Annotated in this window: 25 protein-coding genes and 1 tRNA gene; 9 read left to right on the top strand and 17 right to left on the bottom strand. The window is 70.6% G+C overall.

The window, feature by feature from the left end; genetic code table 11:
- Positions 1-24 precede the first annotated feature (24 nt).
- Complete coding sequence (locus ACIRJT_RS23560) at positions 25-1191, top strand: acyl-CoA dehydrogenase family protein (protein WP_403912176.1); 1167 nt, start codon at positions 25-27, stop codon at positions 1189-1191.
- A 58-nt stretch (positions 1192-1249) separates the two neighbouring features.
- Here the strand turns inward: ACIRJT_RS23560 and ACIRJT_RS23555 are convergent, their stop codons facing one another.
- The 7 genes from ACIRJT_RS23555 to ACIRJT_RS23525 form a co-directional block, all read right to left on the bottom strand.
- Complete coding sequence (locus ACIRJT_RS23555) at positions 1250-1594, bottom strand: rhodanese-like domain-containing protein (protein ID WP_215105740.1); 345 nt, start codon at positions 1592-1594, stop codon at positions 1250-1252.
- Between the two features lie 92 nt (positions 1595-1686).
- Positions 1687-2655, bottom strand: a complete 969-nt coding sequence (locus tag ACIRJT_RS23550; RefSeq protein ID WP_403912173.1) for a J domain-containing protein — start codon at positions 2653-2655, stop codon at positions 1687-1689.
- A gap of 146 nt (positions 2656-2801) precedes the next feature.
- Positions 2802-4100 carry a DUF2252 domain-containing protein gene (locus ACIRJT_RS23545; protein ID WP_073741202.1) on the bottom strand — a complete coding sequence of 433 codons (1299 nt, stop codon included), beginning with the start codon at positions 4098-4100 and terminating at the stop codon, positions 2802-2804.
- Positions 4101-4495: 395 nt separating this feature from the next.
- Complete coding sequence (locus tag ACIRJT_RS23540) at positions 4496-4858, bottom strand: winged helix-turn-helix transcriptional regulator (RefSeq protein ID WP_403912170.1); 363 nt, start codon at positions 4856-4858, stop codon at positions 4496-4498.
- 219 nt (positions 4859-5077) lie between these two features.
- A complete protein-coding gene (locus tag ACIRJT_RS23535; protein ID WP_403912167.1) occupies positions 5078-5908 on the bottom strand; it encodes a ScbR family autoregulator-binding transcription factor in 831 nt (276 codons plus the stop codon).
- A gap of 549 nt (positions 5909-6457) precedes the next feature.
- Positions 6458-7411 carry an aminoglycoside phosphotransferase family protein gene (locus ACIRJT_RS23530; RefSeq protein ID WP_403912164.1) on the bottom strand — a complete coding sequence of 318 codons (954 nt, stop codon included), beginning with the start codon at positions 7409-7411 and terminating at the stop codon, positions 6458-6460.
- Between the two features lie 138 nt (positions 7412-7549).
- Positions 7550-7632, bottom strand: a tRNA-Leu gene (locus ACIRJT_RS23525).
- Between the two features lie 315 nt (positions 7633-7947).
- Here ACIRJT_RS23525 and ACIRJT_RS23520 point away from each other — a divergent pair.
- The 6 genes from ACIRJT_RS23520 to pknB all read left to right on the top strand — a co-directional run bounded on the left by ACIRJT_RS23520 (position 7948) and on the right by pknB (position 16006).
- Entirely contained in the window at positions 7948-8805 is an 858-nt protein-coding gene (locus tag ACIRJT_RS23520) for an FhaA domain-containing protein (protein WP_403912161.1), read from the top strand.
- Between the two features lie 10 nt (positions 8806-8815).
- Complete coding sequence (locus ACIRJT_RS23515) at positions 8816-9334, top strand: FHA domain-containing protein (protein ID WP_003967913.1); 519 nt, start codon at positions 8816-8818, stop codon at positions 9332-9334.
- 129 nt (positions 9335-9463) lie between these two features.
- Positions 9464-10963 (top strand): PP2C family protein-serine/threonine phosphatase, encoded by a 1500-nt coding sequence (locus ACIRJT_RS23510; RefSeq protein ID WP_403912643.1) that lies wholly within the window; start codon positions 9464-9466, stop codon positions 10961-10963.
- A gap of 22 nt (positions 10964-10985) precedes the next feature.
- Positions 10986-12386: an FtsW/RodA/SpoVE family cell cycle protein gene (locus tag ACIRJT_RS23505; protein ID WP_403912158.1), complete on the top strand. Its 1401-nt coding sequence runs from the start codon at positions 10986-10988 to the stop codon at positions 12384-12386.
- Positions 12383-13840, top strand: coding sequence for a peptidoglycan D,D-transpeptidase FtsI family protein (locus ACIRJT_RS23500; RefSeq protein WP_403912155.1), 1458 nt, complete (start codon positions 12383-12385; stop codon positions 13838-13840). Before ACIRJT_RS23505 ends, ACIRJT_RS23500 begins: the two co-directional genes overlap by 4 nt.
- A gap of 171 nt (positions 13841-14011) precedes the next feature.
- Positions 14012-16006, top strand: coding sequence for a Stk1 family PASTA domain-containing Ser/Thr kinase (gene pknB / locus ACIRJT_RS23495; RefSeq protein WP_403912152.1), 1995 nt, complete (start codon positions 14012-14014; stop codon positions 16004-16006).
- A 145-nt stretch (positions 16007-16151) separates the two neighbouring features.
- On the opposite strand, the gene ACIRJT_RS23490 is transcribed toward pknB, so the two are convergent.
- From ACIRJT_RS23490 to ACIRJT_RS23465, 6 genes are all read right to left on the bottom strand, one after another.
- Entirely contained in the window at positions 16152-16886 is a 735-nt protein-coding gene (locus tag ACIRJT_RS23490; protein WP_403912149.1) for a class E sortase, read from the bottom strand.
- A gap of 25 nt (positions 16887-16911) precedes the next feature.
- The gene (locus ACIRJT_RS23485; RefSeq protein WP_403912146.1) at positions 16912-18372 is read right to left on the bottom strand and encodes a class E sortase; all 1461 of its coding nucleotides are present in this window, start codon (positions 18370-18372) and stop codon (positions 16912-16914) included.
- A complete protein-coding gene (locus ACIRJT_RS23480) occupies positions 18369-19007 on the bottom strand; it encodes an aminodeoxychorismate/anthranilate synthase component II (protein ID WP_398066706.1) in 639 nt (212 codons plus the stop codon). Before ACIRJT_RS23480 ends, ACIRJT_RS23485 begins: the two co-directional genes overlap by 4 nt.
- Positions 19004-19192: a hypothetical protein gene (locus ACIRJT_RS23475; protein ID WP_003967905.1), complete on the bottom strand. Its 189-nt coding sequence runs from the start codon at positions 19190-19192 to the stop codon at positions 19004-19006. The genes ACIRJT_RS23480 and ACIRJT_RS23475 overlap by 4 nt, the downstream gene beginning before the upstream one ends.
- Positions 19193-19270: 78 nt before the next feature.
- Positions 19271-19975, bottom strand: a complete 705-nt coding sequence (locus ACIRJT_RS23470; RefSeq protein WP_403912141.1) for a class E sortase — start codon at positions 19973-19975, stop codon at positions 19271-19273.
- Between the two features lie 30 nt (positions 19976-20005).
- A complete protein-coding gene (locus tag ACIRJT_RS23465) occupies positions 20006-20773 on the bottom strand; it encodes a DUF881 domain-containing protein (RefSeq protein ID WP_403912138.1) in 768 nt (255 codons plus the stop codon).
- 142 nt (positions 20774-20915) lie between these two features.
- Between ACIRJT_RS23465 and crgA the strand changes: the two genes are divergently transcribed.
- Positions 20916-21170, top strand: coding sequence for a cell division protein CrgA (gene crgA, locus ACIRJT_RS23460; protein WP_371624611.1), 255 nt, complete (start codon positions 20916-20918; stop codon positions 21168-21170).
- 366 nt (positions 21171-21536) lie between these two features.
- On the opposite strand, the gene ACIRJT_RS23455 is transcribed toward crgA, so the two are convergent.
- Both ACIRJT_RS23455 and ACIRJT_RS23450 read right to left on the bottom strand, forming a co-directional pair.
- Positions 21537-22442 (bottom strand): rhomboid family intramembrane serine protease, encoded by a 906-nt coding sequence (locus ACIRJT_RS23455; RefSeq protein ID WP_403912135.1) that lies wholly within the window; start codon positions 22440-22442, stop codon positions 21537-21539.
- A 154-nt stretch (positions 22443-22596) separates the two neighbouring features.
- Positions 22597-23124 carry a peptidylprolyl isomerase gene (locus tag ACIRJT_RS23450; protein WP_403912132.1) on the bottom strand — a complete coding sequence of 176 codons (528 nt, stop codon included), beginning with the start codon at positions 23122-23124 and terminating at the stop codon, positions 22597-22599.
- Between the two features lie 283 nt (positions 23125-23407).
- Here ACIRJT_RS23450 and ACIRJT_RS23445 point away from each other — a divergent pair, with 283 nt between their 5' ends.
- On the top strand, positions 23408-24127 hold the full coding sequence (locus tag ACIRJT_RS23445) for a DUF5324 family protein (protein ID WP_403912641.1): 720 nt from the start codon (positions 23408-23410) through the stop codon (positions 24125-24127).
- 166 nt (positions 24128-24293) lie between these two features.
- Here the strand turns inward: ACIRJT_RS23445 and ACIRJT_RS23440 are convergent, their stop codons facing one another.
- Both ACIRJT_RS23440 and ACIRJT_RS23435 read right to left on the bottom strand, forming a co-directional pair.
- Entirely contained in the window at positions 24294-24878 is a 585-nt protein-coding gene (locus ACIRJT_RS23440) for a TerD family protein (protein WP_007447254.1), read from the bottom strand.
- Between the two features lie 224 nt (positions 24879-25102).
- Positions 25103-25936, bottom strand: a complete 834-nt coding sequence (locus ACIRJT_RS23435) for a methyltransferase domain-containing protein (RefSeq protein ID WP_403912129.1) — start codon at positions 25934-25936, stop codon at positions 25103-25105.
- Between the last annotated feature and the right edge of the window lie 7 nt (positions 25937-25943).

Genomic DNA, 25943 nt, shown 5'->3' with positions numbered 1-25943 from the left:
AACGGTTAGCGGGAGGCCGGGACAGTGGACTTCACCTTCAGCGAGGAACAGCGGGCAGCCGTCGAGGCGGCCAGGGCGGTCTTCTCGGACGTCGCACCCGACCGCGCGCCCAGCCCCGCCCTGACCCCGGGCGCCGTGGCGGAGGACATCGACCGACAGCTGTGGAACGAGCTGGCGCGCACGGACCTGCTCGGTCTCACGCTGTCGCCGGACCACGGAGGCGCGGGCCTCGACCCGATCGCGCTCTGCCTGGTCCTGCGGGAGTCGGCGAAGGTGCTGGCCAGGGTCCCGTTGCTGGAGAGCTGTGCGGTCGCGATGGCGGTACAGCGGTACGGCGGGAGTGCCCTCGCCGCGGAGCTGCTTCCCCGGGCCGGCCGGGGCGAACTGATCCTGACCGTCGGCGCCAACGGGCGCAGCGGTCACGATCCCGCCGAACTCGCCGTCGCCGCACGGCCGCACGGGGAGAGCGGGGAGATCGGCGCGTCGGCAGAGAGGTCCGGCTGGGTGCTCGACGGGGTGCAGTCCGCGGTTCCCTGGGCCCAGGCGGCCGACTGGATCGCCGTCCCCGCACACACCGCCGAGGACCGGCCGGTCCTGGCCCTCGTCCCCCGCACCCGCGACGGCGTCACCCTGGCGGACCAGGTCTCCACCAGTGGCGAACGCCTGGCCGAGGTCCGGCTCGACGGCGTGCGGGTGACGGCCCACGAGCTGATCGACGCGCCGGGCTGCTGGGAGTGGCTGCGGTCCCTGCTCACCACGGGTACCTGCGCGCTGGCGCTCGGGCTGGGCGAGCGGGTGCTCGCGATGACCGCCGAATACACCGGAAAGCGTGAGCAGTTCGGATTCCCGGTCGCCACGTTCCAGGCGGTGGCCGTCCAGGCGGCCGACCGGTACATCGATCTGCGGGCGATGGAGGCGACGCTCTGGCAGGCCGCCTGGCGGATCTCGTCCGACGCCGGGGGACCGCTGCCCACGGCGGGCGATATCGCCGTGGCGAAGATCTGGGCCTCCGACGGCGTCCGCCGCGTCGTGCAGACAGCACAGCACCTGCACGGCGGCTTCGGCGCGGACACCGACTACCCGCTGCACCGCTTCCACGCCTGGGCGAAGCAGATCGAGCTCTCCCTCGGCCCGGCAGCGGCCCATGAGGAGGCCCTGGGCGACCTGCTGGCCGCCCACCCGCTCGGCTGACCGCCGACACCGCGGCGCCGGCGGCGCCGAACCCGGCCCGCCCGGTGGCGCCGAGGGCTCAGAGGACGAAGGCGGGTGTCCCGTTGTCCGTGACCATCGGGCGCCCGGCGCCGTCCCAGGCCTGCATGCCGCCGTCGATGTTCACCGCGTCGATGCCCTGCTGGACCAGGTACTGGGTGACCTGGGCCGACCGGCCGCCGACCCGGCACATCACATGCACGCGCCGACCGTCCTCGGCGGACTCGGTCAGCTCGCCGAACCGACCGACGAAGTCGCTCATCGGGATGTGCAGCGCACCCTCGACATGACCGGCCGCCCACTCGTCGTTCTCACGGACGTCCAGGACGAAGCCGTCCGACGGCACCGCCGCGGCGTCCACCGAGGGCAGCGGGGCGAAATTCATGGGTCATGCCTTCTCTCGTGCGGTCGCGGGCCTCGTACATGGGGCCTCGTGCACAGAGGCCTCACACCTACGCGGCAGAGTCACCAGGAACGCTACTGCACCATCTGCGCGAGCTCGGCCTCGCGCCGGGACACCTCGCCCAGCAGTTGCTCCGCGATGTCCTCCAGCAGCTGGTCCGGGTCGTCCGGGGCCATCCGGAGCATCGAGCCGATGGCACCGTCCTCCAGCTCCTTGGCAAGCACCGTCAGCAGCTCCTTGCGCCGGCTGAGCCACTCCAGCCGGGCGTAGAGCTCCTCGCTCTCGCTCAGCGGGGCCAGGGGCTGCGCCGGGCCGGCCGCCCACTCCGCCACGAGCTCCTTGAGGAGGTCGACGTCGCCCCGCCCGTAGGCGGCGTTCACCCGGGCGATGAACTCGTCCCGGCGCTGCCGTTCCGACTCGTCCTGGGCGAGGTCCGGGTGCGCCTTGCGGGCCAGCTCCCGGTAGAGCTTGCGTGCCTCCTCGCTCGGCCTGACCCGCTTCGGCGGCCGGACCGGCTGTTCGGTGAGCATCGCCGCGGCCTCGGGGGACAGCCCGTCGGTGTCCATCCAGTCGTGGAACAGCTCGTCGACCCCGGGCATCGGCATGACGACCGCCCGGGCCTCCCGCGCCTTGCGCTCGTCCTCCGGATCCCCGGTCCGGGCGGCCCGCGCCTCCGCGATCAGCGCGTCCAGCTCGTCGAGGCGGGTGTACATCGGGCCGAGCCTCTGGTGGTGCAGCCGGGAGAAGTTCTCGACCTCCACCCGGAAGGTCTCCACCGCGATCTCGAACTCGATCAACGCCTGTTCGGCGACCTGCACCGCCCTGGCCAGCCGTGCCTCGGGGCGCGGCGCGGCGTCCTGGGGGTCGGTGGGCTCCCCGGCAGCGGAGTCCGCGGGGCCGGAGGCATCCGGCGCCCCCGGAGCGTCCTGCGCCCCCGGGGCGTCCCCCGCTTCGGGGACGGATCGGGGCGCGTCCGGCCGGTCGTTGTCCTGCCGGTCTTCATCGTTCCGGGTGGTCGGCACCCCGGCGGCTTCGTGGGTCACCCGTCCAGCGTATGGCCACGGCCCGGCGGCACGGCACACACGGTGGGCCCCGGCCCGGGGCCCACCCCGTCCCGAACAGGGCGCCATCGCCCGACGAACAGGGCCCGGGCGCCTCGCGGACCCCGCCCCACCGCCTCAGGGAGCCGTCATATGCCGAACTCGGCGGCCAGCCTGCCCGCCTTGATCGCCCGCACCAGCTCGGCATGATCCGCTTCCGTACGGTCGGCGTACGTCACCGCGAAGGCTGCCACCGCCTCGTCGAGCTCGTCGTTCTTGCCGCAGTAGCCCGCCAGCAGGCGGGGGTCGGCGCTGTGCGCGTGCGCCCGCGCGAGCAGCGCGCCGGTCATCCGCCCGTAGTCGTCCACCTGGTCGGCTGCGAGCGCGGCGGGGTCCACGCTGCCCTTGCGGTTCCGGAACTGCCGGACCTGGAACTGCCTGCCGTCGACGTCCGCCCAGCCGAGCAGGATGTCGCTGACGACCTGCATCCGCTTCTGCCCGAGCACCACCCGGCGACCCTCGTGCGCGACCTCCGGCACGTCGAAACCGACCGCGGGCAGATAGGGGGCGAGCACCGAGGGGCGCGCCTCCTTCACCTGGAGGACCAGCGGCTCGCCGCGGTGGTCGAGCAGCAGCACCACGTACGACCGGGTCCCCACACTGCCGGTGCCGACCACCCGGAAGGCCACGTCGTGAATCGTGTACCGGGCCAGCAGCGGCACCCGGTCCTCGGAGACGGTGGAGAGGTAGCCGCCCAGCCCGGCGGCCACGACCGCCGCCTCGGCGTCCGGTACCCGGCGCAGTACCGGCCGGGCGTCGACGAAGCGCCGGCCGCCGTCGGGGCACTCCTCGGTGGAGCGGGCGGCGAAGCGGGCGCTGGTGTTGTTACGGGCCTTCTCCGAGACCCGCTCCAGGGTGCCGACCAGGTCACGCGCGTCCGTGTGCGAGACGAGCTCCTCGTCCGCGATCGCGTTCCAGGCGTCGAGGGCGGGCAGCCGGGCCAGCAGCCGCATCGTGCGCCGGTAGGCGCCGACGGCGTCGTGCGCGCCCCGGCGGCAGGTGTCCTCGTCGGCCCCGGCGGCCCGGCCAGCCAGCACCAGTGAGGTGGCGAGCCGCTTGAGGTCCCACTCCCACGGCCCGAAGACGGTCTCGTCGAAGTCGTTCAGATCGATGACCAGGCTGCCGCGGGCATCGCCGTAGAGGCCGAAGTTGGCCGCGTGCGCGTCACCGCAGAGCTGGGCGCCCACCCCGGTGACCGGGCTGCCGGTGAGGTCATGGGCCATCAGCCCGGCCGCACCCCGCAGGAAGGCGAACGGCGTCGCCGCCATCCGGCCCACCCGTATCGGCGTCAGGCCCGGCACGCGGCCCCGGTTCGACTCCTCGACCGCCCGCACGGCGTCGGGCCGTCCCGGCGGCAGGACCAGCGAGGCGTGCGAGGACCGCGGCACCCGGTCGCGGAGCGCCTTGCCCGCCGCCTTCGGTGAACTGGCGGCCCCTCGCCGGGCGAACCCGGGCACGACCGGAATGCGCGGATCCTCGCCCCCGGCCGCCGCAGCTCCCGCAGCTCCCCCAGCCGCCGCAGCTCCCGCAGTCGCCTCGGTTTCCGTCGTTCCAGCAGTCCGCCGCTCAGGCGTCGCCGCCTCGGTTCCGCTCATGGAGCGTCGCCTCCCCCACCCTCGTACCGCTTCCGGCTGCCCGGCCGTCGAACCGGTCAGCGGCCCTGTCCACCAGCGACCGAGCACGACGGTACCGCCGATGTCCGGCACCCGCCGGGCCCTGTGGCCGGGCGCGGGAACGGGCCCTGCGGGCCACTGTGGTGCGCCCCGGGCCGACCGGACGAGGGTCAGCAGCCCGTCCCGGAGCCGGCCGCGTCGTCCCGCGTCAGATGGACGTCCGCCCACCGGCCCAGCTCCTTGAGCGCGGGCTCCATCGCGGCGCCCGCCTCGGTGAGCCGGTACGCGACGCGCAGCGGCGGTCCCTCGTCCACCTCGCGGATCACCAGGCCCGCGGCGCCGAGTTCGGTCAGCCGGTCCGAGAGCATGCGCTCGCTGATTCCGGGAATCGCCCGTCTCAGCTCGGCGAAGTGCACCGGCCGCTGGAGCAGCACCGAGACGATCTGACCGGTCCAGCGCTTGCCGAACAACGCGAAGACGCGACTGATCCCCCCATCGACCCGCCGACAGGGCTGCTCGCCGTGATCCGCCATTTCCTCAGACTACTGGGCCACTGTTGGCTGCTCACCAAGAGTGAGTAGCCAGGCGGTGAACGCCGACAGGGCCGCGGAGGCTCCAGGAGCACCGCGACCCTGCCATATGATGATCATGACCAATCGGACGTTTCACGTGAAACACAGCACGCACCGAAAGACACAGGACGCACCGAGAGACACAGCACGCTCCGAGCGACACGGCACGCCCCGAGCGGATCAGGCGACGACGCCTCCGGCCGCGACTCCCGCACCTGCGGGCTCCTCGTCGCCCTCGTCGCCGGCCCCCCCGGCCCGCGGACCGCGGCCGGATCCACCGCCCCGCAGACCTGAACCGCCCGACCGGGAGCCCGCGTCGGCCGCGGCACCGGAGCCCGCGCCCTTGCCCTCCGCGGCGATCCTGGCCTCCTGCTCCTCACGCTCCGCCTTCTCGCGCGCCTGGGCCGCCAGGTCCACCCGGCCCTCCGGCTTGATGTGGGCGATGACGCCGGGGTGAGCGATCGACGGCAGGATGTGGCGCCACATCTCCGCCACCTGCTCGCGCAGGTCGGCCCGGCCCGAGTCGGCCTCCGAGACCAGCTGAATACCGGTGAACGAAGCGACGATGATTTTGGCTGACACCATCGGGTCGATCTGGGGGAACACCTCGCCGCGCTCCTGGCCCAGCTCCAGCATCCGGGCCGTCGCGTCGATCCAGTCGCCCCACGGATGCGGCCCGCCGAGGAAGACGCCCTCGATGGAGAGCCTGGTGCCGGCCCGGGCCATCGAGTTGTGGCGCAGGGCGAAGGCGAACTGCTGGCCACCGTCCACCAGGGACTGAAGCGGCGACCCGTCCTGCTCGAACTCGACCGTGGAGGTCTGCTCGTCCATGATCGCCTGCGCGATGGCCTCCTTGGAGGCGAAATGGAAGTACAAGGCCCCCTTGGTGACCTTGGCGCGGCGGAGAATCTCCGAGATGGCCGCACGCTCGTAGCCGTAGTCGTCGAAGACACTCGCCGCGGCATCCACGATCGACCGCCACGTCTGGACTGCGCGAGCCTGCTTCGCCATTTCCTGCCTCCGGGACGTTCTGTGCGCTCAGCCCTTCACCGCCGAGTCGCCGTCGATCCAACCTCTGCGGCCAGCGTATGCAAGTGCGCCGTTGCACCGGCCATCGGTCTGTCCGGAAACCATGCCCACACCCGGTGGATCACCGCCCGCGGACACCCGCTGCCGCCGCTCCTCCTCACCCGCCTGTCCGTACCCCGCCCGCCCGCCGAAAACACGGACCGACGGGAACGCGGAGAGGGAGGAACACACGGATACCAGGCATCGGAACACGGAAAACGGCGGAACCCCCGCTCTGGATCTCTTCGAAGCGGGGGTCCTGGCGAACCAATCCCGACAGTCGTCGGCGACTGGGAATTTTCGAGGGAGATCAGCTGTCCGCATACGGCTGAGTCTCCTCAGGCTACAGGGGGGCAACCCCGCCCCCCGAACGTCCTGACTCAGCGTGGTGCTCGGCGAACGTCCTGACTCAGGGGGGCTCAGCGAACGTCCTGACTCAGCGTGGTGCTCGGCGAACGTCCTGACTCAGGGGGGCTCAGCGAACGTCCTGACTCAGCGGTGGTGCTCGGCCAGGGCCTGACGAATCTGGCGGGTGGTCTGGGCGGCCACGCGGGGGTGCGCAGCCGCATACGTCGTGTACGCGTTGAGGCCTGTGCAGAGCGCCCAGCCAAGTCCGCGGGCCCATGTCCCGTCGTCCGTGGCCAAAAGCGTGCGGAAGGCCGCCCGCCCGGAGGCTTCCAGGAACGTGTACGCGATCGTGAGGTCACAGGCAGGGTCGCCCATGCCGAGCCCGCCGAAGTCGATGACGGCACAGAGGCGGCCGTCGGGGTCTGCGAGGAGGTTGCCCGTGTGGAAGTCGCCGTGGAACCATCGGGGTCGCCCGGACCAGGGCGGGGCTTCGAGGGCCGCGTTCCACGCGGACGTCATGGCGGCGGCGTCGAAGACGTCCGCGGTGGCGGCGATCGCGGCGCGGGTGTCGTCGTCCCGTGACGCCAACGATGCGCCGACGAGGTCGAGGTGAGGGCCGGGGAGGAGCGTGTCCGCCGGCGCGAGCCGGTGGAGCGCGGTGAGGAAGTCCGCCAGCTGCCGCGCGACGGAGAGGGGCTGGGCGCCTCCGGACGCGCCGGTGGTGTCCACCTCGGGAACCGCTCCGTCCAGCCACCGGGACACCGACCAATGCCACGGGTACCCCAGCTCCGGCGACGGTTCCCCCAAGCCCAGCGGTACGGGAACGGACAACGGCAGTCCTGGCGCCAACCGGGGCAGCCAGCGATGTTCCTTCACCGCCTGCCCACCCGCCCAGTCACCCCTGGGCAGCCTCACCGCCATGTCGTCGCCGAGCCGGAAGATCACGTGATCGGAACCGGCGGGATCGAGCAGAGCGAGGGGGAGATGCGCCCACTGCGGGAACTGTTCGACAAGCAGGCGCTCGGCGAGACCCGCGTCGATGCTGGGGAGGGAGCGGGAAGGGGAGACAGAGCCTGCAGCGGCGTCCGCGTTGTACATACACACGTCCTTCCGGACTCCGCGCCTGGCGGCGGAGATAGGCACCGACGACCGGTGCAAAGCGAAATGGTCGGCATCGTGATCACGATGCCGACCATTTCGTCAGTGCTACCAGGACACCCACTTCGATGTCCGTCGTGCGCGAGGGGGGATTTGAACCCCCACGTCCCTAAGGACACTGGCACCTGAAGCCAGCGCGTCTGCCGTTCCGCCACTCGCGCATGAGTGGTGTTTCCAGACTCTCTCACCGTGTGGTGCGAGCGCCTGGCGACATCCCGAAGATTAGCACGATGAACAGGGTGGAATCACATCCGTTGTTTCGCCCGCTCCGGCAGGGGAAGCGGGAACCCCGAACCATCGCCCCCACTCCTCCAGAGTGCGTCCCGGGTGCGGGACACTGTGAGGAGGCCACCTCTACGATCCGTGTGAGGGGTGACACTCATCCACAGGCCAGACAAGGGGAACCAGCCGATTTCCCGACGCGTGGATACGATCAGTAAGCAGTACAGGGACGATGACAACGGAGGAGGTGCCCCATGGGGGTCATGAAGCGTTTCGAGCAGCGCCTCGAGGGGCTGGTCAACGGCACCTTCGCCAAGGTCTTCAAGTCCGAGGTGCAGCCCGTCGAGATCGCCGGCGCCCTCCAGCGGGAGTGCGACAACAACGCGACGATCTGGAACCGCGAGCGGACCGTCGTCCCCAACGACTTCATCGTCGAGCTCAGCACACCCGACTTCGAGCGGCTCAGCCCGTACTCCGGTCAACTGGGTGACGAGCTCTCCGGTCTGGTGCGCGACTACGCCAAGCAGCAGCGCTACACCTTCATGGGGCCGATCAAGGTCCACCTGGAGAAGGCCGACGACCTCGACACCGGGCTCTACCGGGTCCGCAGCCGCACGCTGGCATCGAGTTCGTCACAGCAGGACCCGTCGGCCCAGCCCCAGCAGCCCGCGGCCGGGCGGCCCGCCGCCCCGCAGGCTCCCGGCGGCTACGGCTACCCCCCGAGCGCCGCTCCGCCGATGCCCGCGGCCCCGCCGCCCGGCACCGGAAGGCCGTCGGCCCCCACGAACGACCGGCGCCCGCCGGCCGCGCCCGGCCCCCTGCCGGACGCCCGGACACGGCGCTGGATCGAGATCAACGGCACCCGCCATCAGATCTCCCGCCCGACGTTGGTGATGGGACGATCCACCGACGCCGACGTGCGGATCGACGACCCCGGCGTATCGCGCCGGCACTGTGAGATCCGGACCGGAACGCCCTCGACGATCCAGGATCTCGGGTCTACCAACGGCATCGTGGTAGACGGGCAGCACACCACCCGCGCTACGCTCCGCGACGGCTCGCGGATCGTCGTGGGCAGCACCACCATCGTTTACCGGCAAGCCGAAGGGTGAAGCGGGGGCAATGTCAGAGCTGACCCTGACGGTCATGCGGCTAGGTTTCCTGGCTGTTCTGTGGCTGTTCGTCATCGTGGCCGTTCAGGTCATCCGCAGCGACCTGTTCGGAACGCGCGTCACGCAGCGCGGCTCACGCCGCACTGCCGCCGACGCGCGCCCCCAACAGGGCCGCCAACAACAACAAGCGGCGCCGCCCCAGCAGCGCCAGCAGCCCGGGCGGCAGCGCCGCGGGGCACCCACGAAGCTGGTCGTGTCCGAAGGCACGCTCACGGGCACGACGGTCGCGCTCCAGGGCCAGACCATCACCCTGGGCCGGGCCCACGATTCAACGATCGTGCTGGACGACGACTACGCGTCCAGCAGGCATGCCAGGATCTACCCGGACCGTGACGGTCAGTGGATCGTCGAGGATCTCGGGTCCACCAACGGCACGTATCTGGAACGGACCCGGCTCACCACCCCGACACCAGTTCCGCTGGGCGCGCCGATCCGTATCGGCAAGACCGTCATCGAGCTGCGGAAGTAGTACGACAATGAGCGAGCGGAGCGAGCGAGCCGCGGCGGTCCCGACGGCGGACGCTGCCCGGTTCCCGACCGGAGGGTGGGCAGTGTGGCTCGAGACAGGCTGTACCCCGAGCCGACGGGCGAGGTGCGCATGAGTCTGTCGCTGCGCTTCGCCGCCGGGTCGCACAAGGGCATGATCCGGGAGGGCAACGAGGACTCCGGCTATGCCGGCCCCCGGCTTCTCGCCATCGCCGACGGCATGGGCGGTCAGGCGGCCGGTGAGGTCGCCAGCTCCGAGGTGATCTCCACACTCGTCCCGCTCGACGACGACGTACCGGGATCCGATCTCCTGACCTCGCTCGGCACGGCCGTTCAGCAGGCCAACGACCAACTGCGCGTCATGGTCGAGGAGGACCCCCAGCTGGAGGGCATGGGCACCACGCTCACCGCCCTGCTCTGGACCGGCCAGCGCCTCGGCCTGGTGCACGTCGGCGACTCCCGCGCGTACCTGCTGCGGGACGGCGTCCTGACGCAGATCACCCAGGACCACACCTGGGTGCAGCGCCTCGTCGACGAGGGCAGGATCACCGAGGAAGAGGCCACCACCCACCCGCAGCGCTCCCTGCTGATGCGGGCGCTGGGCAGCGGCGACCATGTCGAACCGGACCTCTCCATCCGCGAGGTCCGCGCCGGCGACCGCTATCTGATCTGCTCGGACGGCCTCTCCGGCGTTGTCTCGCACCAGACGATGGAAGAGACCCTCGCCAGTTACCAGGGCCCGCAGGAGACCATCCAGGAGTTGATCCAGCTCGCTCTGCGCGGCGGCGGCCCGGACAACATCACCTGCATCGTGGCCGACGTCCTGGACGTCGACAACAACGACACCCTGGCCGCGCAGCTCAACGACACCCCGGTCGTCGTCGGCGCGGTCGCGGAGAACCAGGCCCAGCTGGGTGACGGCGGGGCCATGCAGACGCCCGCCGGGCGCGCGGCCGGCCTCGGCCGCCCCGTGCCCCCGCCCGCCGGCGGCTTCGGCCCGCCCGGCAGCGGCGACGTCGGCTACGGGAGCATGCCGGACGGCTCCTACGACGCCTACACGGACGAGGACTTCACCAAACCGGGCGGCGGCCGTAAATGGCTGAAGCGTTCCGTCTTCGTCGTGCTCGCGCTGGCCGTCATCGGCGGCGGTCTGTACGGCGGCTACCGCTGGACGCAGACGCAGTACTACGTCGGCGCGCAGGAGGGACACGTCGCGCTGTTCCAGGGCATCAGCCAGGACCTCGCCTGGGTCTCGCTCTCGAAGGTCGAGAAGAACCACCCCGAGATCGAGCTCAAGTACCTGCCGCCGTACCAGCGCAAGCAGGTCGAGGCGACGATCGCCGAGGGCAACGTCACCGACGCCCGCGAGAAGGTCGCCGAGCTCGCCGCCCAGGCCTCCGCCTGCAAGAAGGACGCGCAACGCCGCGCGGCCGACGCCGAGAACCGGGCCCGTACGGGCGAGGGCGAGGCCGGCGGCACCGCCGGAGCCCCCGCCACCAGGACTTCCGCCACGTCCTCCGCCAAGGGGACCAAGCCGACCACCGCTCCCACTCCCGGCCCCAGCCTCTCGGAGGAAGAGAAGAAGCTGGTCCCGCAGTGCGGTAAGCAGTAAGCCGTAGGGGGCCTTCAGCACCATGAGCGTTGTCACCAACACGACCACCATCGGCGCGATCGACGCACCGAGCCGCCGTAACACCGAGCTGGCGCTCGTCGTCTTCGCCGTCGCCATCTCCGTGTTCGCCTACGCCAACGTGGGCCTCGCCCTCAACGGCGAACTGCCCGCGGGCATGCTCGGCTACGGAGCGGGCCTCGCCCTGCTCGGCGGCGTCGCCCACCTCGTGGTGCGCAGATTCGCCAAGTACGCCGATCCGCTGCTGCTGCCCCTGGCCACCCTGCTGAACGGCCTGGGACTGGCGCTGATCTGGCGCCTGGACCAGTCGGAGCGGCTGGCGCGGCTCCCCAGCTTCGCGCCCGCCGCCTCCAAGCAGCTGCTCTTCTCGGCGATGGGCGTGGCGCTGTTCATCGGTGTGCTGCTCCTGCTCAAGGACCACCGCATCCTCCAGCGCTACACCTACATCTCCATGGTGGTGGCGCTCATCCTGCTGATCCTGCCGATGTTCTTCCCGGCCCAGTTCGGCGCGAAGATCTGGATCACCATCCCCGGTCTCGGCTCCATCCAGCCCGGCGAGTTCGCGAAGATCGTGATCGCGATCTTCTTCTCCGGCTATCTGATGGTGAAGCGCGACGCCCTGGCCCTGGCCAGCCGCCGCTTCATGGGCATGTACCTGCCCCGCGGGCGCGACCTCGGTCCGATCCTGGCCATCTGGGCGATGTCGATCCTGATCCTCGTCTTCGAGACCGACCTCGGCACCTCGCTCCTCTTCTTCGGCATGTTCGTCGTCATGCTCTACGTGGCGACCGAGCGCACCAGCTGGATCGTCTTCGGTCTGACCATGTCGGCCGTGGGCGCGGTCGGGGTGGCCTCCTTCGAGCCGCACGTGCAGGACCGGGTCACCGCCTGGCTCGACCCCTTCGCCGGCTGGGGCACGCATGCCGCCAGTGAGCAGATGGCCCAGGTGCTGATGGCCTTCGGTTCCGGCGGCACGCTCGGGACCGGGCTCGGTCAGGGCAACTCCGACCTCATCCTCTTCGCCGCCAACACCGACTTCATCCTCGCCACCGTGGGCGAGGAGCTCGGGCTCGCCGGTGTGATGGCGTTCCTCCTGCTGTACGGGCTGATCGTCGAGCGCGGTGTGCGCACCGCGCTGGCCGCCCGCGACCCGTTCGGCAAGCTGCTGGCCATCGGGCTCTCCGGCGCCTTCGCCATCCAGGTCTTCGTCGTCGCCGGCGGTGTCATGGGCCTCATCCCGCTCACCGGTATGACGATGCCGTTCCTCGCGGCCGGTGGATCGTCGGTCATCGCCAACTGGGCCCTGATCGGCATCCTGATCCGCATCAGCGACACCGCCCGCCGTCCCGCCCCGGCTCCCGCGCCCTCCACCGACGCCGAGATGACGCAGGTGGTCCGACCGTGAACAAGCCGCTGCGCCGCGTCGCGATCTTCTGCGGCATCCTCGTCCTCTCGCTCCTCATCCGCGACAACTGGCTCCAGTACGTCCGTGCCGACGAGCTGACCAGCCACAAGTACAACCGCCGCGTCGAGATCGAGCGGTACGCCCACGAGCGCGGCGACATCATCGTCGACGGCAAGGCGGTCACGGGCTCAGCCGAGACCGAGGACAGCGACTTCACGTACAAGCGGGTCTGGAAGAACGGTCCCCTGTGGGCCCCCGTGACCGGCTACTCCTCGCAGGCCTTCGACTCCTCGCAGCTGGAGAACCTGGAGGACGGCATCCTCACCGGCAACGACGACCAGCTGTTCTTCGACCGGACGCTGTCGATGTTCACCGGCGACAAGAAGCGCGGCGGCAACATCGTCACCACCCTGAACGGCGACGCCCAGAAGGCCGCCTTCAAGGGGCTCGGCGAGAAGAAGGGCGCGGTGGTCGCCCTCGACCCGAAGAGCGGCGCCATCCTCGCCCTCGCCAGCACCCCGTCCTACGACCCCTCGGTCTTCGCCGGCAACTCCCTCAAGGACTCGGACAACCGGCAGAAGCTCCTGAAGGACAAGGACAAGCCGATGCTCAACCGGGCCCTGCGCGAGACCTACCCCCCGGGCTCCACCTTCAAGGTCGTCACCGCCGCCGCCGCCCTGGAGAACGGGCTCTACGACGACATCGACGCCAAGACGGAGTCGCCGCTGCCCTGGACGCTGCCGCAGTCCACCACGCCGCTCCAGAACGAGGGCGACATCCCCTGCGAGAACGCCACGCTGCGCGAGGCCCTGCGGGTGTCGTGCAACACCGTCTTCGGGAAGATGAGCGACGACCTCGGCAACAAGAAGATGATCGAGCAGACGGACCGGTTCGGCTTCAACAAGGAAGTCTTCACGCCCGTCCGCGCCGACGCGAGCATCTACCCCGAGGACAACAGGCCGCAGAACGCGATGGCCGGCATCGGCCAGGCGTCCAACCGGACCACCCCGCTCCAGATGGCCATGGTGGCCTCCGCGATCGCCAACGACGGCAAGCTGATGCAGCCGTACATGGTCGCCGAGCGGCAGGCGCCCAACCTGGACCCGGTCTACACCCACGAGCCCGAGGAGCTCAGCCGCGCGCTCTCCGGTGAGAACGCCCAGAAGGTCCAGCAGATGATGGAGACCGTCGTCAAGGACGGTACGGGAACCAACGCGCGGATCCCCGGCGTCACAGTGGGCGGCAAGACCGGTACGGCACAGCACGGTCTGAACAACAGCGAGAAACCGTACGCCTGGTTCATCTCGTACGCGAAGACCGACAGCGACTCTCCGGTCGCCGTCGCCGTCGTGGTCGAGGACGGCAACGCCAACCGGGACGACATCTCCGGCGGCGGGCTGGCCGCCCCCATCGCGCGCGACGTGATGAAAGCGGTCGTCGACAGGCAGAAGTGAGACCTGTCACGGCGGTCGCCCGTCATACCGGACATCGGATACCGGTCGGATATCGGCTGACGGGTGCGGGCTGATCACGTCACCCGTGCCCGGTAGCGTATGCGCGAACAGCGCACCGCCGCGGACCACACACGGGTGCGGTCGGGACTGACGGAGAGGGCTGGAACAGTTATGGAAGAGCCGCGTCGCCTCGGCGGCCGGTACGAGCTGGGCTCGGTGCTCGGCCGTGGTGGCATGGCCGAGGTCTACCTCGCGCACGACACCCGGCTCGGCCGCACCGTAGCTGTGAAGACGCTCCGGGCCGATCTGGCCCGTGACCCGTCGTTCCAGGCCCGGTTCCGCCGTGAGGCCCAGTCGGCCGCCTCGCTCAACCACCCCGCGATCGTCGCCGTGTACGACACCGGCGAGGACTACGTCGACGGGGTCTCCATCCCGTACATCGTGATGGAGTACGTCGACGGGTCGACGCTGAGGGAGCTCCTGCACTCCGGTCGCAGGCTGCTCCCCGAGCGCACGCTGGAGATGACGGTCGGCATCCTCCAGGCCCTGGAGTACTCGCACCGCGCCCAGATCGTCCACCGCGACATCAAACCGGCGAACGTCATGCTGACGCGCACCGGCCAGGTCAAGGTCATGGACTTCGGCATCGCCCGTGCCATGGGCGACTCCGGGATGACGATGACACAGACCGCCGCGGTCATCGGCACCGCCCAGTACCTCTCCCCGGAGCAGGCCAAGGGCGAGCAGGTCGACGCGCGCTCCGACCTCTACTCCACCGGCTGTCTGCTGTACGAGCTGCTCGCGGTCCGGCCACCGTTCGTCGGGGACTCGCCCGTCGCGGTGGCCTACCAGCACGTCCGGGAGGAGCCGCAGCCGCCGAGCAACTTCGACCCCGAGATCACGCCCGAGATGGACGCGATCGTGCTGAAGGCGCTCACCAAGGACCCGGACTACCGCTACCAGTCCGCCGACGAGATGCGCGCCGACATCGAGGCCTGCCTCGACGGCCAGCCGGTCGCGGCCACGGCGGCGATGGGCGCGGCCGGGTACGGGGGCTACGACGGCTACAACCCCGACCAGCCCACCACCGCCCTGCGCCCGGCCGACCCGAACAACGCGCAGACCTCGATGCTGCCGCCGGTCCACCCGGACGACGGCGGCTACGACGACCGGTCGGGCCGCCGGCGCCAGCCGAAGAAGAGCAACACCTCGACGATCCTGCTGGTCGTCGCCGGCATCCTGGTGCTGATCGGCGCGATCCTGATCGGCCGGGTGATCTTCACCCCGACCAGCGACGACGGCCAGATCAAGGCCCCGAACCTGGTGGGCTCCACGGTGCAGGAAGCGGAGAAACGCGCGGCCAGGACCGACGTCACCGTGAAGGTCGGCGCCGAGGAGCCGTGCGAGGACCAGGAGAAGGGCGAGATCTGCTCGCAGGATCCGTCGGCCGAGACGCTGATGGACAAGGACGGCACCGTCACGGTCGTCGTCTCCACCGGAGCGCCGAAGACCGAGGTCCCCAACGTCCTGGAGAAGTCCGAGGACGGCGCCCGCGAGGTCCTCGAGGAGAAGGGCTTCACGGTCAACGTCACCACGGAGGAGTCCGAGAAGACCGAGGGCACCGTGATCGAGCAGAGCCCCAAGGGCGGCGAGAAGGCCGACGACGGGGCCGAGATCACCCTCACCGTGGCCGTGCAGACGACCGACCCGATGCCCGACGTGCGGACCCGTCAGTACGACGCCGCCGTGGCCCAGCTCAACCAGCTCGGGTTCACCAACGTCTCACGGACCGACGTGGACTCGGAAAAGCCGGCCGGAGAGGTGATCGAGCAGACTCCCGCCGGCCCGAGCAAGCAGGCCAAGGACGCGCAGATCGTCCTGAAGGTCTCCAAGGGGCCGGCGCAGCCGGAGCAGGTCGCGATCCCCGGTGACATCGGCAACAGGCCGTACCAGGACGTGAAGGCCCAGCTCGAAGGGCTCGGCTTCGTGGTCGCGCTCTCCCAGGGTTCGGTCGACAAGCCGAACGCCAAGGTGATCACCAGCAGCCCGGCGCCGACCACCCCGGCGGACAAGGGCAGCACCGTCACCCTCGTGACCATCGAGGGCGGCGGGAACGGCGGGAACGGGAACGGCGGAGGCTTCATCGGAGGCCTGGGCGACGACTGACCCACCGCGCACCCGGCACGGCACGGCACGGGAAGGGCCCCGGTCACCACGATGGTGACCGGGGCCCTTCCCGTATACCCGAGCGCGAGCGGCTGTTCCTCGGCGGCTCAGCGCAGTTCGGCCGGCTCAGCGCAGTTCGGCCGGCTCAGCGCAGTTCGGCCGGGATCGTGCGGTCCTTGTCGACCTTCTCCGTGCGCTCCAGCTCGCCCCACACGATGTACCGGTACTTCGAGGTGTAGACCGGGGTGCAGGTCGTCAACGTGATGTAGCGACCGGGCTCCTCGACGCCCGACTCCTCCGGCACCGGCTGGATCACGTCGACGTTGAACTTCGACGTCTCGGGGAGCGTCTTGTAGACCTTGTAGACGTACCAGGTGTCCTTGGTCTCGAAGACGACCGGATCGCCGCTCTTCAGCTTGTGGATGTTGTGGAACTTCGCGCCGTGCCCGTCGCGGTGCGCGGCCAGCGTGAAGTTGCCCTCGTCGTCCCAGGGGAGGCCCGACTCCACCGGGTCCGTGTAGTAGCCCGCGATGCCGTTGTTCAGGGTCTTGGGGTCGGTGCCCTTCTTGACCAGCACCTCGCCGTTCTTCATGGCGGGCACGTGCAGGAAGCCGATGCCGTCCTTGGTGTCCAGGGCGCCCGGTCCGTCCGCCCACCTGCTGCGGACCGTGTCGCCCTGCTTGTCGGCCTCGCGGTCGGCGAGCACGTTGGTCCACCACAGGGAGTACGCGACGAACAGCGCGAGCACCAGGCCTGCGGTGATCAGCAGTTCGCCGAAGACGCTGACGGCCGTCGCGACGGGGTGGCGGCCTCCCCGGCTCACCGGGGGCGGGGAGGTGGACGTGTCGGCCCGCTCGTCGTGCTCGGTCCTCGCTGCCACCGCACCGTCCCTGTCGTGAGGATGTTCAGCCGACGAGCGCGTCGGGCTTTCCCTGGCTGCGCGGCCGTTCGTCGACCATCTTGCCCCAGACGATCAACCGGTAGGTACTCGTGAATTCCGGGGTGCAGGTCGTCAGCGTGAGGTACCGGCCAGGGCCCTCGAACCCCGAACCCGCCGGTACGGGCTCGATCACCGAGATGTTGGACGGCGAGGTCTGCGGGAGGATGCTGGCCATCTCGTACGTGTAGTACGCGTCCTGCGTCTCGACCACGATCGGGTCGCCCGGGTTGAGCTTGTTGATGTAGCGGAACGGCTCGCCGTGGGTGTTGCGGTGGCCGGCCACCGAGAAGTTGCCCTGCTTGTCGGAGGGCATCGCCGTCTTGAGCCTGCCCTCGCCGTAGTGGCCGATCATCCCCCGGTCGAGGACCTTCTCCTTGTCGATGCCCTCGGCGATCGGGGCGACGACGTCCAGCTTGGGGATGTGCATGATGGCGAAGCCCTGGCCGGGTGCGAACACCCCGGGCTTCCGGTCGCCGTTGGCCCACTGGTCCTGGATCCGGTTCGTCTCCTTGCCGGCGATCTGCTCGGCCCGGATGTTGGTCCACCAGAGCTGGTAGGTGACGAACAGCAGCATCAGGACGCCCAGCGAGATGAACACCTCGCCGACCACCCGGCTGGCGACGACCGCCGGGCTGTCCTTCGCCGCCTTCGCCGCGCGCCGGGCCTCCATCCGGGACATCGGGGCGGCCGGGGCGGCCCGCTCCACGACCGGTTCCGGGCGCCGCCGGCCGCGCCCCTTGGCCGCCCGACGGCGCTCGGCCCGCCCGCCGGTGGGAGGCGGGCCGGGGCGGGAAGCGGGGTCGGGCTCCGGCTCGGGATCGGCGGGAACGCGGCCGATGACCTCGGTGCGCGGTTCGGCGGGCGCCGCGACGACAGCGGTGAGGACTTCGGTGCGGGGCTCGGCGGGCCCCGTGACGACAGCGGCGAGGACTTCGGTGCGCGGTTCGGCGAGGAGGTCCGGGGCCGGGGCCCGCTCCTCGGCCGGAGCTGTGCGCGCGGACGGCTCCTGGGGCCCGTACCAGTCGCGTTGGTACCCGGCGGGGTCGTACCACTCGTTCGGGGCTCCCTGGGGCTGCTGAGGCCCTTGGTGGGGCGCGTGACCGGCCTCGTGCGACGGCGCCGCGGTCGTTACGTGTCCCGGCACGGGCTCCGGCACGGATTCCCGCACTCGGTGGCCTGGCCCGGGGCCTGCTCCGGGCCCCGGTCCGGGAAGCGCTCCCGGTCCGTCCCCCGGTCCGTCCGCTCCCGGTCCGCCCGGGATGTTGTCCGCCCGGAACCACGGCGAGGCGTGCCCGCCGGGCAGCGGATCGTTGAGCGGATCCGCGAGGCCGTCCACCGCCGCCACGAACGCGCCGTCGGCCCCGTTCGCCCGTCGCGCGTCAGGGCCCTCCGGTCCGGCGTCGGGCCCGCGGCGGCCCGCGGTCACGCGGCGGCCTTGCCCACCACCGGCGCGAGCCCCGCCGACCGCGCGACGGCCCCCCGGTCTCCGCACTGCTCCAGCCAGTTGGCGAGCATCAGGTGGCCGTGCTCGGTGAGCACCGACTCGGGGTGGAACTGCACGCCCTCCACCGCCCGGTCCCGGTGGCGCAGCCCCATGATGATGCCGTCCGCCGTGCGGGCGGTGACCTCCAGCTCCGGGGGCAGCGCGCCGGGTTCGGCGGCGAGCGAGTGGTAGCGCGTGGCGGTGAAGGGGGACGGCAGTCCGGCGAAGACGCCCTTGCCCTCGTGGGTCACGGGCGAGGTCTTGCCGTGCAGCAGCTCGGGGGCCCGGTCGACGACGCCGCCGTACGCGACCGCCATCGACTGCATCCCCAGGCAGACGCCGAAGACCGGGACGCCGGTGTCCGCGCAGTGGCGCACCATCTCGACGCAGACGCCGGCCTGCTCGGGCGTGCCGGGACCCGGCGAGAGCAGGACGCCGTCGAAGCCGTCCTGCGCGTGGGCGGGGGTCACCTCGTCGTTGCGCAGCACCTCGCACTCGGCGCCGAGCTGGTAGAGGTACTGGACGAGGTTGAAGACGAAGCTGTCGTAGTTGTCCACGACGAGGACGCGTGCGCTCACTGGTCGGCTCCTGCTCCACCGGCGCTCTCGCCGTCGACGGTCACGTCACCGAACGGAAGCAGTGGCTCGGCCCAGGGGAACACGTACTGGAACAGCGCGTAGACGACCGCCAGAACCAGCACGAGCGAGATGACGCCCCGCACCCATGCGTTGCCCGGCAGATGCCGCCAGATCCAGCCGTACATGCTGACCCCTCCATTCGGTACCCGCACCAGACTAGAGGGCCGCGGCCGAGGAGGGGGTCAGCTGGGGAAAAGCTCGGGTCAGCCGGAAAGCTCCGGAGGCCTTCCCCCGCTCACCGGTCGCGTCGCGTCCAGATGTGCCCAGGCGATCAGCCGGTGGCTGCTGCCCCATTCCGGCTCGCACGTGGTGAGCGTCAGATAGCGTCCGGCGCCCTCGAATCCGGAGCCGCGGGGCACCGGGTCGACGACGGCGGTGTCGGTGGGCACGGTCCGGTACGGCTTCTTCGCGATGCGGTAGGTGAACCAGGTCGTGCCGTCGTTCACGACGACCGCGTCCCCGGGCCGCAGCTCCGGGAAGTCCTTGAAGGGGTCGCCGTACGTCCGCCGGTGCCCGGCCACCGCGAAGTTGCCCGTGTCGCCGGGGCGGGCCGTTCCGCTGTAGTGCCCGAGCCCCTTCTTCAGGGTTGTGACCGCGGTGTTCTCCAGGACGGGCCACTCCCAGCCGGCGCCGAAGCGCGGGATGTGCATCATCGCGAAGGGCTTTCCGGCGCGGTACGGGACCGGGGCCGGCGCCTTTGCCGGGGACGGCTCCGAGGAGGCGGGCGGCGGGGCCGGCGCCACGGGCTCCCGGGCCCACCGGCTCTGGAGGGTGTCGATCTCGCCCTCGGCCGCGTCGGCCGCCTTCACACCTGTCCAGAACAGGAAGTAGACGACGAAGAGGATGATCAGCGCGCCCACGGTGATGCAGAGTTCGCTGAAGGTTCTGACGACGACTCGCACCGACACCGGACGGCCTCCCCGGGGCTCAGCTCGGGCTCACTCCACAGGCTGTGCGTAGTGGAGATCCACTGTGCCCGAGTACCCGGGAAGAGTCACCGCCTCGTTCTCGTCGACTTTCCAGCCCAGCCCGTACGCCTTCACGTACAGCAGGTAGTTCTGGATCGCGGTGGAGTCGTTGAGCGCCTGCTTGAGCTTGCCCGGGTCGCCGACCGCGGTGACCTTGTACGGCGGGGAGTAGACGCGGCCCTGGAGGATCAGCGTGTTGCCCACGCAGCGGACGGCGCTGGTGGAGATCAGCCGCTGGTCCATCACCTGGATCCCGCGCGCCCCGCCCTGCCACAGCGCGTTCACCACGGCCTGCAGGTCCTGCTGGTGGATGACCAGGTCGTTGGGCTGGGGCTCGGGGTAGCCGGGGTTGGCGGTGGCGTCGGGGGGCGCGTCGTCGAGCGTCACGCTGACGGAGTCGCCACTGATCTTCGTGGTGCCGGCCGCCTTCTCCAGGGCTTTCAGCCGGGCGTCCTCGGCCTTGGTGGAGCCGTCGTCGCGCTGGGCGAGTCCATCGACGTCCGCACGGGCGCCGGCGACCGCGTCGTTCAGCTCGCCGTTGTTCTCGCTGCGCTCCCTGATCAGGTCGGAGAGCTTCAGCAGCGAGGAGTCGCTGCGCAGATTGGTGCCCTTGGCGGTGTTGGCACTGGTGACGAAGATCAGTCCGGCCAGGGCGAAGACCGCAGCGGTGAGCCCCCGGACCGCCCACACGGAAGTGCGCCGGGCCGGGCCTTCTGGGGAGTCGGCAGAATTGCTCAACGTACCCTTATCTCATCAGGCGCCAGAGAAGCACTACGCTAACGGACGCTCGGGGGAGGCAGCATTCCCCCTGGCACCCCGCCCCCGGCGCCCGCCACAGATCCCTGCGCGGTCACGCAGCGCATCGACAGGAGAGTCCCTCGTGCCGAAGTCACGTATCCGCAAGAAGGCCGACTTCACGCCGCCCCCGGCGAAGCAGGCAACGACCATCAAGCTGACCAACCGCAGTTGGGTCGCTCCGGTGATGCTGGCCCTGTTCCTCATCGGGCTGGCCTGGATCGTGGTGTTCTACCTGACCGAAGGCGATCTGCCGGTCGACGCCCTGGGCAACTGGAACATCGTGGTCGGCTTCGGCTTCATCGCCGGCGGTTTCGCCGTGTCGACGCAGTGGAAGTGACGCTCCTCCTCCGCTGACGCCGAGGCGGCGAACGGCTCTCGTCCCGTGCGCGCACGGGCTGTATCCGCTCGTCCCGTATCCGCTCGGCACACCTCCGCGCAAGCCTTGCCCTGAGTTACCCACAGAGTTATCCACAGCTGGGGGAAAAGGTCAGACGATCTGTGGATAACCTCCACTCAAGTTGACGCCGGTGTGACTGCGGCCCCCCTCGCCGAGGGGGGCCGCATCCCGTTGTCCTGGCGGAAAAACCCAGCTCAGCGACGAGGGGAACGCATGTTCCTCTTGCCATGCACAAGATTCTGCGCACACTGTGGACAACTTCGGTCGTCCTGAGGGTGGAGGGCCCCGTTCCGCTCGGAATCCGGCTCACATGAGGGACATCGTGCGGGCGACGATGATCCCGAGGCTCGCCAGCAGGACGAGCGCGCAGGCGCCGACCTGCACCGCCGTACGCCGCTCGCGCGGGGCGTGGACCATGCCGACGGCGATGACGACGCCCGCGATCAGACCGCCGACGTGCGCCTCCCAGGCGATGCCGTCCCGGTTGAAGTAGGTGAAGGCCAGGTTCAACGCCAGCAGCACCAGCACCGGACGCAGGTCGTAGTTCATCCGGCGCATCAGGACGGCGATGGCACCGAACAGGCCGTAGACCGCGCCGGACGCCCCGAGCGACTGCTGGCCGGGCTCGGCGAGCAGATAGGTCAGGGCGCTGCCCGCGAGACCGGACAGCAGATAGAGCGCGAGGTAGCGGCTCCGGCCGAGCGCGGCCTCCAGCTGCCCGCCGAGCCACCACAGGCCCAGCATGTTGAACCCGATGTGCACCACTTCCTGGTGCAGGAACATCGAGGTCACCAGGCGGTACCACTGGCCCTCGGCGACGCCGACGACGGATCCCGGCGGCGGGCTCGGGTCCCACGCCAGCCCGAGCAACGTCAGATCGCTCACCAGCGCGGGACGGATGCTGACCAGGAGGAAGGCGGCGAGATTGATGCCGAGCAGGATCTTGGTGACCAGGCGCGGGTCGGCGGCCACCGCGCCGCCGGCCGGCGTGCGCGGCCGGGCGGCGGACGGGTGGTGCCCGGTGCCCGAGCCCTGGCGCACGCAGTCGGGGCACTGGAAGCCGACCGAGGCGCTGACCATGCACTCGGGGCAGATGGGCCGCTCGCAGCGCGTACAGCTGATGCCGGTCTCACGGTCGGGGTGGCGGTAGCAGGTCGGTGTCGGCCCACCGCTTCCCGCGGCGGCACGGTCCCCCGGCGGCTGCTGGTCCATCGGTCCTGGCCTGCCTCTCGGTCCTCGTCGCCCGGCGGCGCGAACAAGGCCGCCCCGCCGGTCCGCTATGTATCAGTACGGACGGGCAGGGCGGTTGGTTCCCGCGAGCGGTGTCCGCCGGGGGTGTCGCGGCCACTCGACGGGTCTGGACCACTCAACGGGTCTCGACCACCACGGACTCGATCACCACGTCCTGGAGCGGACGGTCGGTACGCGGGTTGGTCGGGGTGGCCGCGATGGCGTCGACGACCTTGCGGCCCGCGTCGCCGGACACCTCGCCGAAGATGGTGTGCTTGCCGGTCAGCCAGGCGGTGGGGGACACGGTCAGGAAGAACTGCGAGCCGTTCGTCCCCGGGCCCGCGTTCGCCATGGCCAGCAGATAGGGCTGGGTGAAGCCCAGCTCCGGGTGGAACTCGTCGGCGAACTTGTAGCCGGGACCGCCGGTGCCGTTGCCCAGCGGATCGCCGCCCTGGATCATGAAACCGCTGATGACGCGGTGGAAGACGGTGCCGTCGTACAACCGGTCCGTGGATTTCTCGCCGGTCTCCGGGTTGACCCACTCGCGCTGCCCGGTGGCCAGCTCCACGAAGTTACGGACCGTCCTGGGTGCGTGGTTCGGCAGAAGCCGAATCTCGATGTCGCCCCGATTGGTCTTCAAGGTGGCGTAAAGCTGCTCGGCCACGGTCTGCCTTCCTTCGTCCTTCACCTGACGCCACATCCATCGCTGACGTCCGCCGATCCTCCCACGGCCCGGGAAACGTGCGGCCGGATGCCGGACGAAACGGCGCGTTCGCCACCGAACCATGGCATTGTCGTCGGCACACTTCACCCATGAACCGTTTTGACCGCGAAGGGCGATCATGACCCGGATGCCCGTCCCGCGTGCCGGGCATGGACGCAACAGGCATGATTTCGAACTGGGCGGACAGGCGGAGTACCTACCCGCCACCAAGGAGGAGGATCTCGTGACCCGCATCGACAGCGTGCGCGCCGCAACCGACTCGGCGAAGGACAGCGCGCAGCACGCCGCGGAAGTGGTGGCGCCCTACGCCGACACAGCCAAGAAGCAGGCCGCCCACTACGCGCACGAGGCTCGTACGCAACTCGCGCCGAAGGTGACGAAGGCCGCCAAGCAGGCCCGTGTCCAGTACGCGTCCCATCTCGCACCACGCCTCGAACAGGCCCGTACGCATGTGCCGCCCAGGGTCGACGATGCCGCGCACCGCGCCGCGGTCTCCACCCGCAAGGCGGCACGGAGCGCCGCCGACTACACCGCCCCCCGCATCGAGCACGCCCGGTCGGTCGCCCTGCCCGTCGCCGAGCAGGCTTCCGCCCGCAGCGCGGCCGCCCTGGCGGCGCTGCGCACCCAGGTGACGGCCAAGGAGATCCAGAAGCTGGCCAGGAAGCACCAGCGACGGGCCAAGGCGGGCCGGGCCGCGAAGGGGTTCCTGGTGCTGGGCGTACTGGCCGGCGGCGCCTACGCCGCCTGGCGCTGGTGGGACAAGCAGGCCAACCCGGACTGGCTGGTCGAGCCGCCCGTCGCCACCGAGGTGGGCGACGAGCGGTCGCCGCTCAGCTCGGTCGACGGCAGCGACCGGGCCGACCTCGACCCGGAGGTCAAGGCCAAGCAGGCCGAGGCCGAGTCGGGCGAGGGGGACGCCCCCGGTCTCGACGACCGGCCTTGACCCGGGTCGGCGCGGGGCACTCCGTGCTCAGCCCCTGAGAAGAACGGACGAGGCTGCGGTAACCGCCCGGGCGGTTACCGCAGCCTCGTCCGTTCTTCGCGCCCCGCTCCCGTTCTCATCGCCCCGCTCCGCCGTAAGACGGCCGCGGAGCCCCGCCCACCGGCGACTACCGGCTCACGGCGAAGCGCATCAGGGCCTGCTCGTCGCCCTGCTTGATCTTCCCGGTCTCGTTGATCACCTGGAGCTTCCAGCCGGCGCCCTCGCGGATCGCCTTGGCCACCGCGACGCCGTTGTCCTGGGTGAGCATGCTCGGCCAGATGTCGGCGACCTGCTGCGTGCTGCCGCCCGTCGCGTCGTACACCTTGAAGCTGATGTTGCGCGCGTTGCTGAACGCGCTGCGCTTCTTGTACGCGGCGGCGATGAAGACGATCGACGTGATGTTCGAAGGAATCTTGGCGAACTCGACGGTCACCGTCTCGTCGTCACCGTCTCCGTGCCCGGTCTGGTTGTCCCCGCTGTGCACCAGCGATCCGTTGCCCAGCGGGTCCAGGGAGTCCAGTCCGGCCAGCCGCACCGGGTCCCCGCCCTGCAACGCGATGGCGATCAGGTCGAGGTCCGTTCCGGCCTTCTGCCGGAGCTTGCCCATCAGACCGCCGCTGCTCCCGACGGTGGGGTCCCAGGACGCCCCGATGGACAGATGGGTCACCCCGCCCAGGTCGGCCGGGCCGTCTTCCTTCGTCAACGTGATCATGCCTGAGTCCTTTTGTGGCTCGACTGTTTACGTATGAAGTGTGCCTGGTGTCCCCGGCGCTCGGTCCTCGGAGGCAGCGGGACAGTTCCGGATCGTACGAGACCGGCGTCCGGAAGCCGACAGGGACACCGGGCCCCAACGAGCCGTGGACTCGGACCGCCCTCCGCTGCGAAGCCCGGAAACGACGCGCGCGCGAGCGCCCCGCAGGACCCGCGAGGCGGGCCTCAGGCCTCGGACGACCACCGGCACGTGAAGCGCCGCGAGGCGTGCTCGTAGGAGAACCTCACCCAGCGCGCGCCGCCGGGTCGGGTGACGTACGAGTGCCCCCAGTGGGTGAAGGGCTGGGTACGGTGGCTGCTCAGCAGCAGGCCCGGCGCCAGGACGGCCTCGAAGTACAGGTGCACCGCGTTGGCGTCGGAGCCGCCCAGGTCCATCGTGCGGCCGAAGTCCGCGTCCGGCGTCACCCCGAGCTCGTACGCCACCAGGTCGCACGGCTCACCGGCGGGCACGGCGTCGGTGAGGCGCTCGGTGACGATCCGGCCGCCCAACGCCCGCTCCACCTCGGGCAGCAGAGCCTTGAACGACAGCCCGCCGGGCTGCGGCCGGGTGAAGGCGCCGACGACGCGCTCGCTCATCCGGTCGGCCTCGGCCGAGACGAGCGGCTCGGCCAGCACCCGGAGCCGCGCCGGGACGAAGGCGCGGATCTCCGGGAAGCGCTGCCGAAGGGCGTACGTCAGGCCGACGATGTTCTCCTCCGGCCCGAGCGCGCCGATGGTCTCCGAGACCACGACGTCCGGTGGGCCGCCCACGTCCGCCTGCGTGACGTTGCCCTGGACGATGCGCACGCGTTCGAGCCCGGAGGTCCGCGTCGCGGCGGTGGCGAAGGCGGCGGTGTCCGTCAGGTACTCGACCCCGGTGACCGGCCCGGTCGTGTACTCGGCGGCGATGGCGGCGAGGATGCCCGTGCCCGTCCCGGCGTCCAGGACGCGGTCGTCCGGGGCGACGACCTCCGCCAGCGCGTCCCGGAAGGCCGAGACGCGCACGGCGTCGGCCAGCATGCGGGCC

The organism is Streptomyces sp. NPDC102283 (assembly GCF_044766265.1).
In the GTDB taxonomy this organism is placed as follows: domain Bacteria; phylum Actinomycetota; class Actinomycetes; order Streptomycetales; family Streptomycetaceae; genus Streptomyces.
Note: the sequence above shows the minus strand (reverse complement) of the source record. Positions and strands in the feature narration are given on the sequence as shown.

Coding starts and splice junctions, on each gene's coding strand:
- ACIRJT_RS23455 (WP_403912135.1), bottom strand. CDS start 22,442: ATGGACCAGCAGCCGCCGGGGGACCGTGCCGCCGCGGGAAGCGGTGGG.
- ACIRJT_RS23515 (WP_003967913.1), top strand. CDS start 8,816: ATGTCAGAGCTGACCCTGACGGTCATGCGGCTAGGTTTCCTGGCTGTT.
- pknB (WP_403912152.1), top strand. CDS start 14,012: ATGGAAGAGCCGCGTCGCCTCGGCGGCCGGTACGAGCTGGGCTCGGTG.
- ACIRJT_RS23535 (WP_403912167.1), bottom strand. CDS start 5,908: ATGGCGAAGCAGGCTCGCGCAGTCCAGACGTGGCGGTCGATCGTGGAT.
- ACIRJT_RS23475 (WP_003967905.1), bottom strand. CDS start 19,192: ATGTACGGCTGGATCTGGCGGCATCTGCCGGGCAACGCATGGGTGCGG.
- ACIRJT_RS23540 (WP_403912170.1), bottom strand. CDS start 4,858: ATGGCGGATCACGGCGAGCAGCCCTGTCGGCGGGTCGATGGGGGGATC.
- ACIRJT_RS23510 (WP_403912643.1), top strand. CDS start 9,464: ATGAGTCTGTCGCTGCGCTTCGCCGCCGGGTCGCACAAGGGCATGATC.
- ACIRJT_RS23530 (WP_403912164.1), bottom strand. CDS start 7,411: ATGTACAACGCGGACGCCGCTGCAGGCTCTGTCTCCCCTTCCCGCTCC.
- ACIRJT_RS23555 (WP_215105740.1), bottom strand. CDS start 1,594: ATGAATTTCGCCCCGCTGCCCTCGGTGGACGCCGCGGCGGTGCCGTCG.
- ACIRJT_RS23440 (WP_007447254.1), bottom strand. CDS start 24,878: ATGATCACGTTGACGAAGGAAGACGGCCCGGCCGACCTGGGCGGGGTG.
- ACIRJT_RS23520 (WP_403912161.1), top strand. CDS start 7,948: ATGGGGGTCATGAAGCGTTTCGAGCAGCGCCTCGAGGGGCTGGTCAAC.
- ACIRJT_RS23505 (WP_403912158.1), top strand. CDS start 10,986: ATGAGCGTTGTCACCAACACGACCACCATCGGCGCGATCGACGCACCG.
- ACIRJT_RS23435 (WP_403912129.1), bottom strand. CDS start 25,936: ATGCTGGCCGACGCCGTGCGCGTCTCGGCCTTCCGGGACGCGCTGGCG.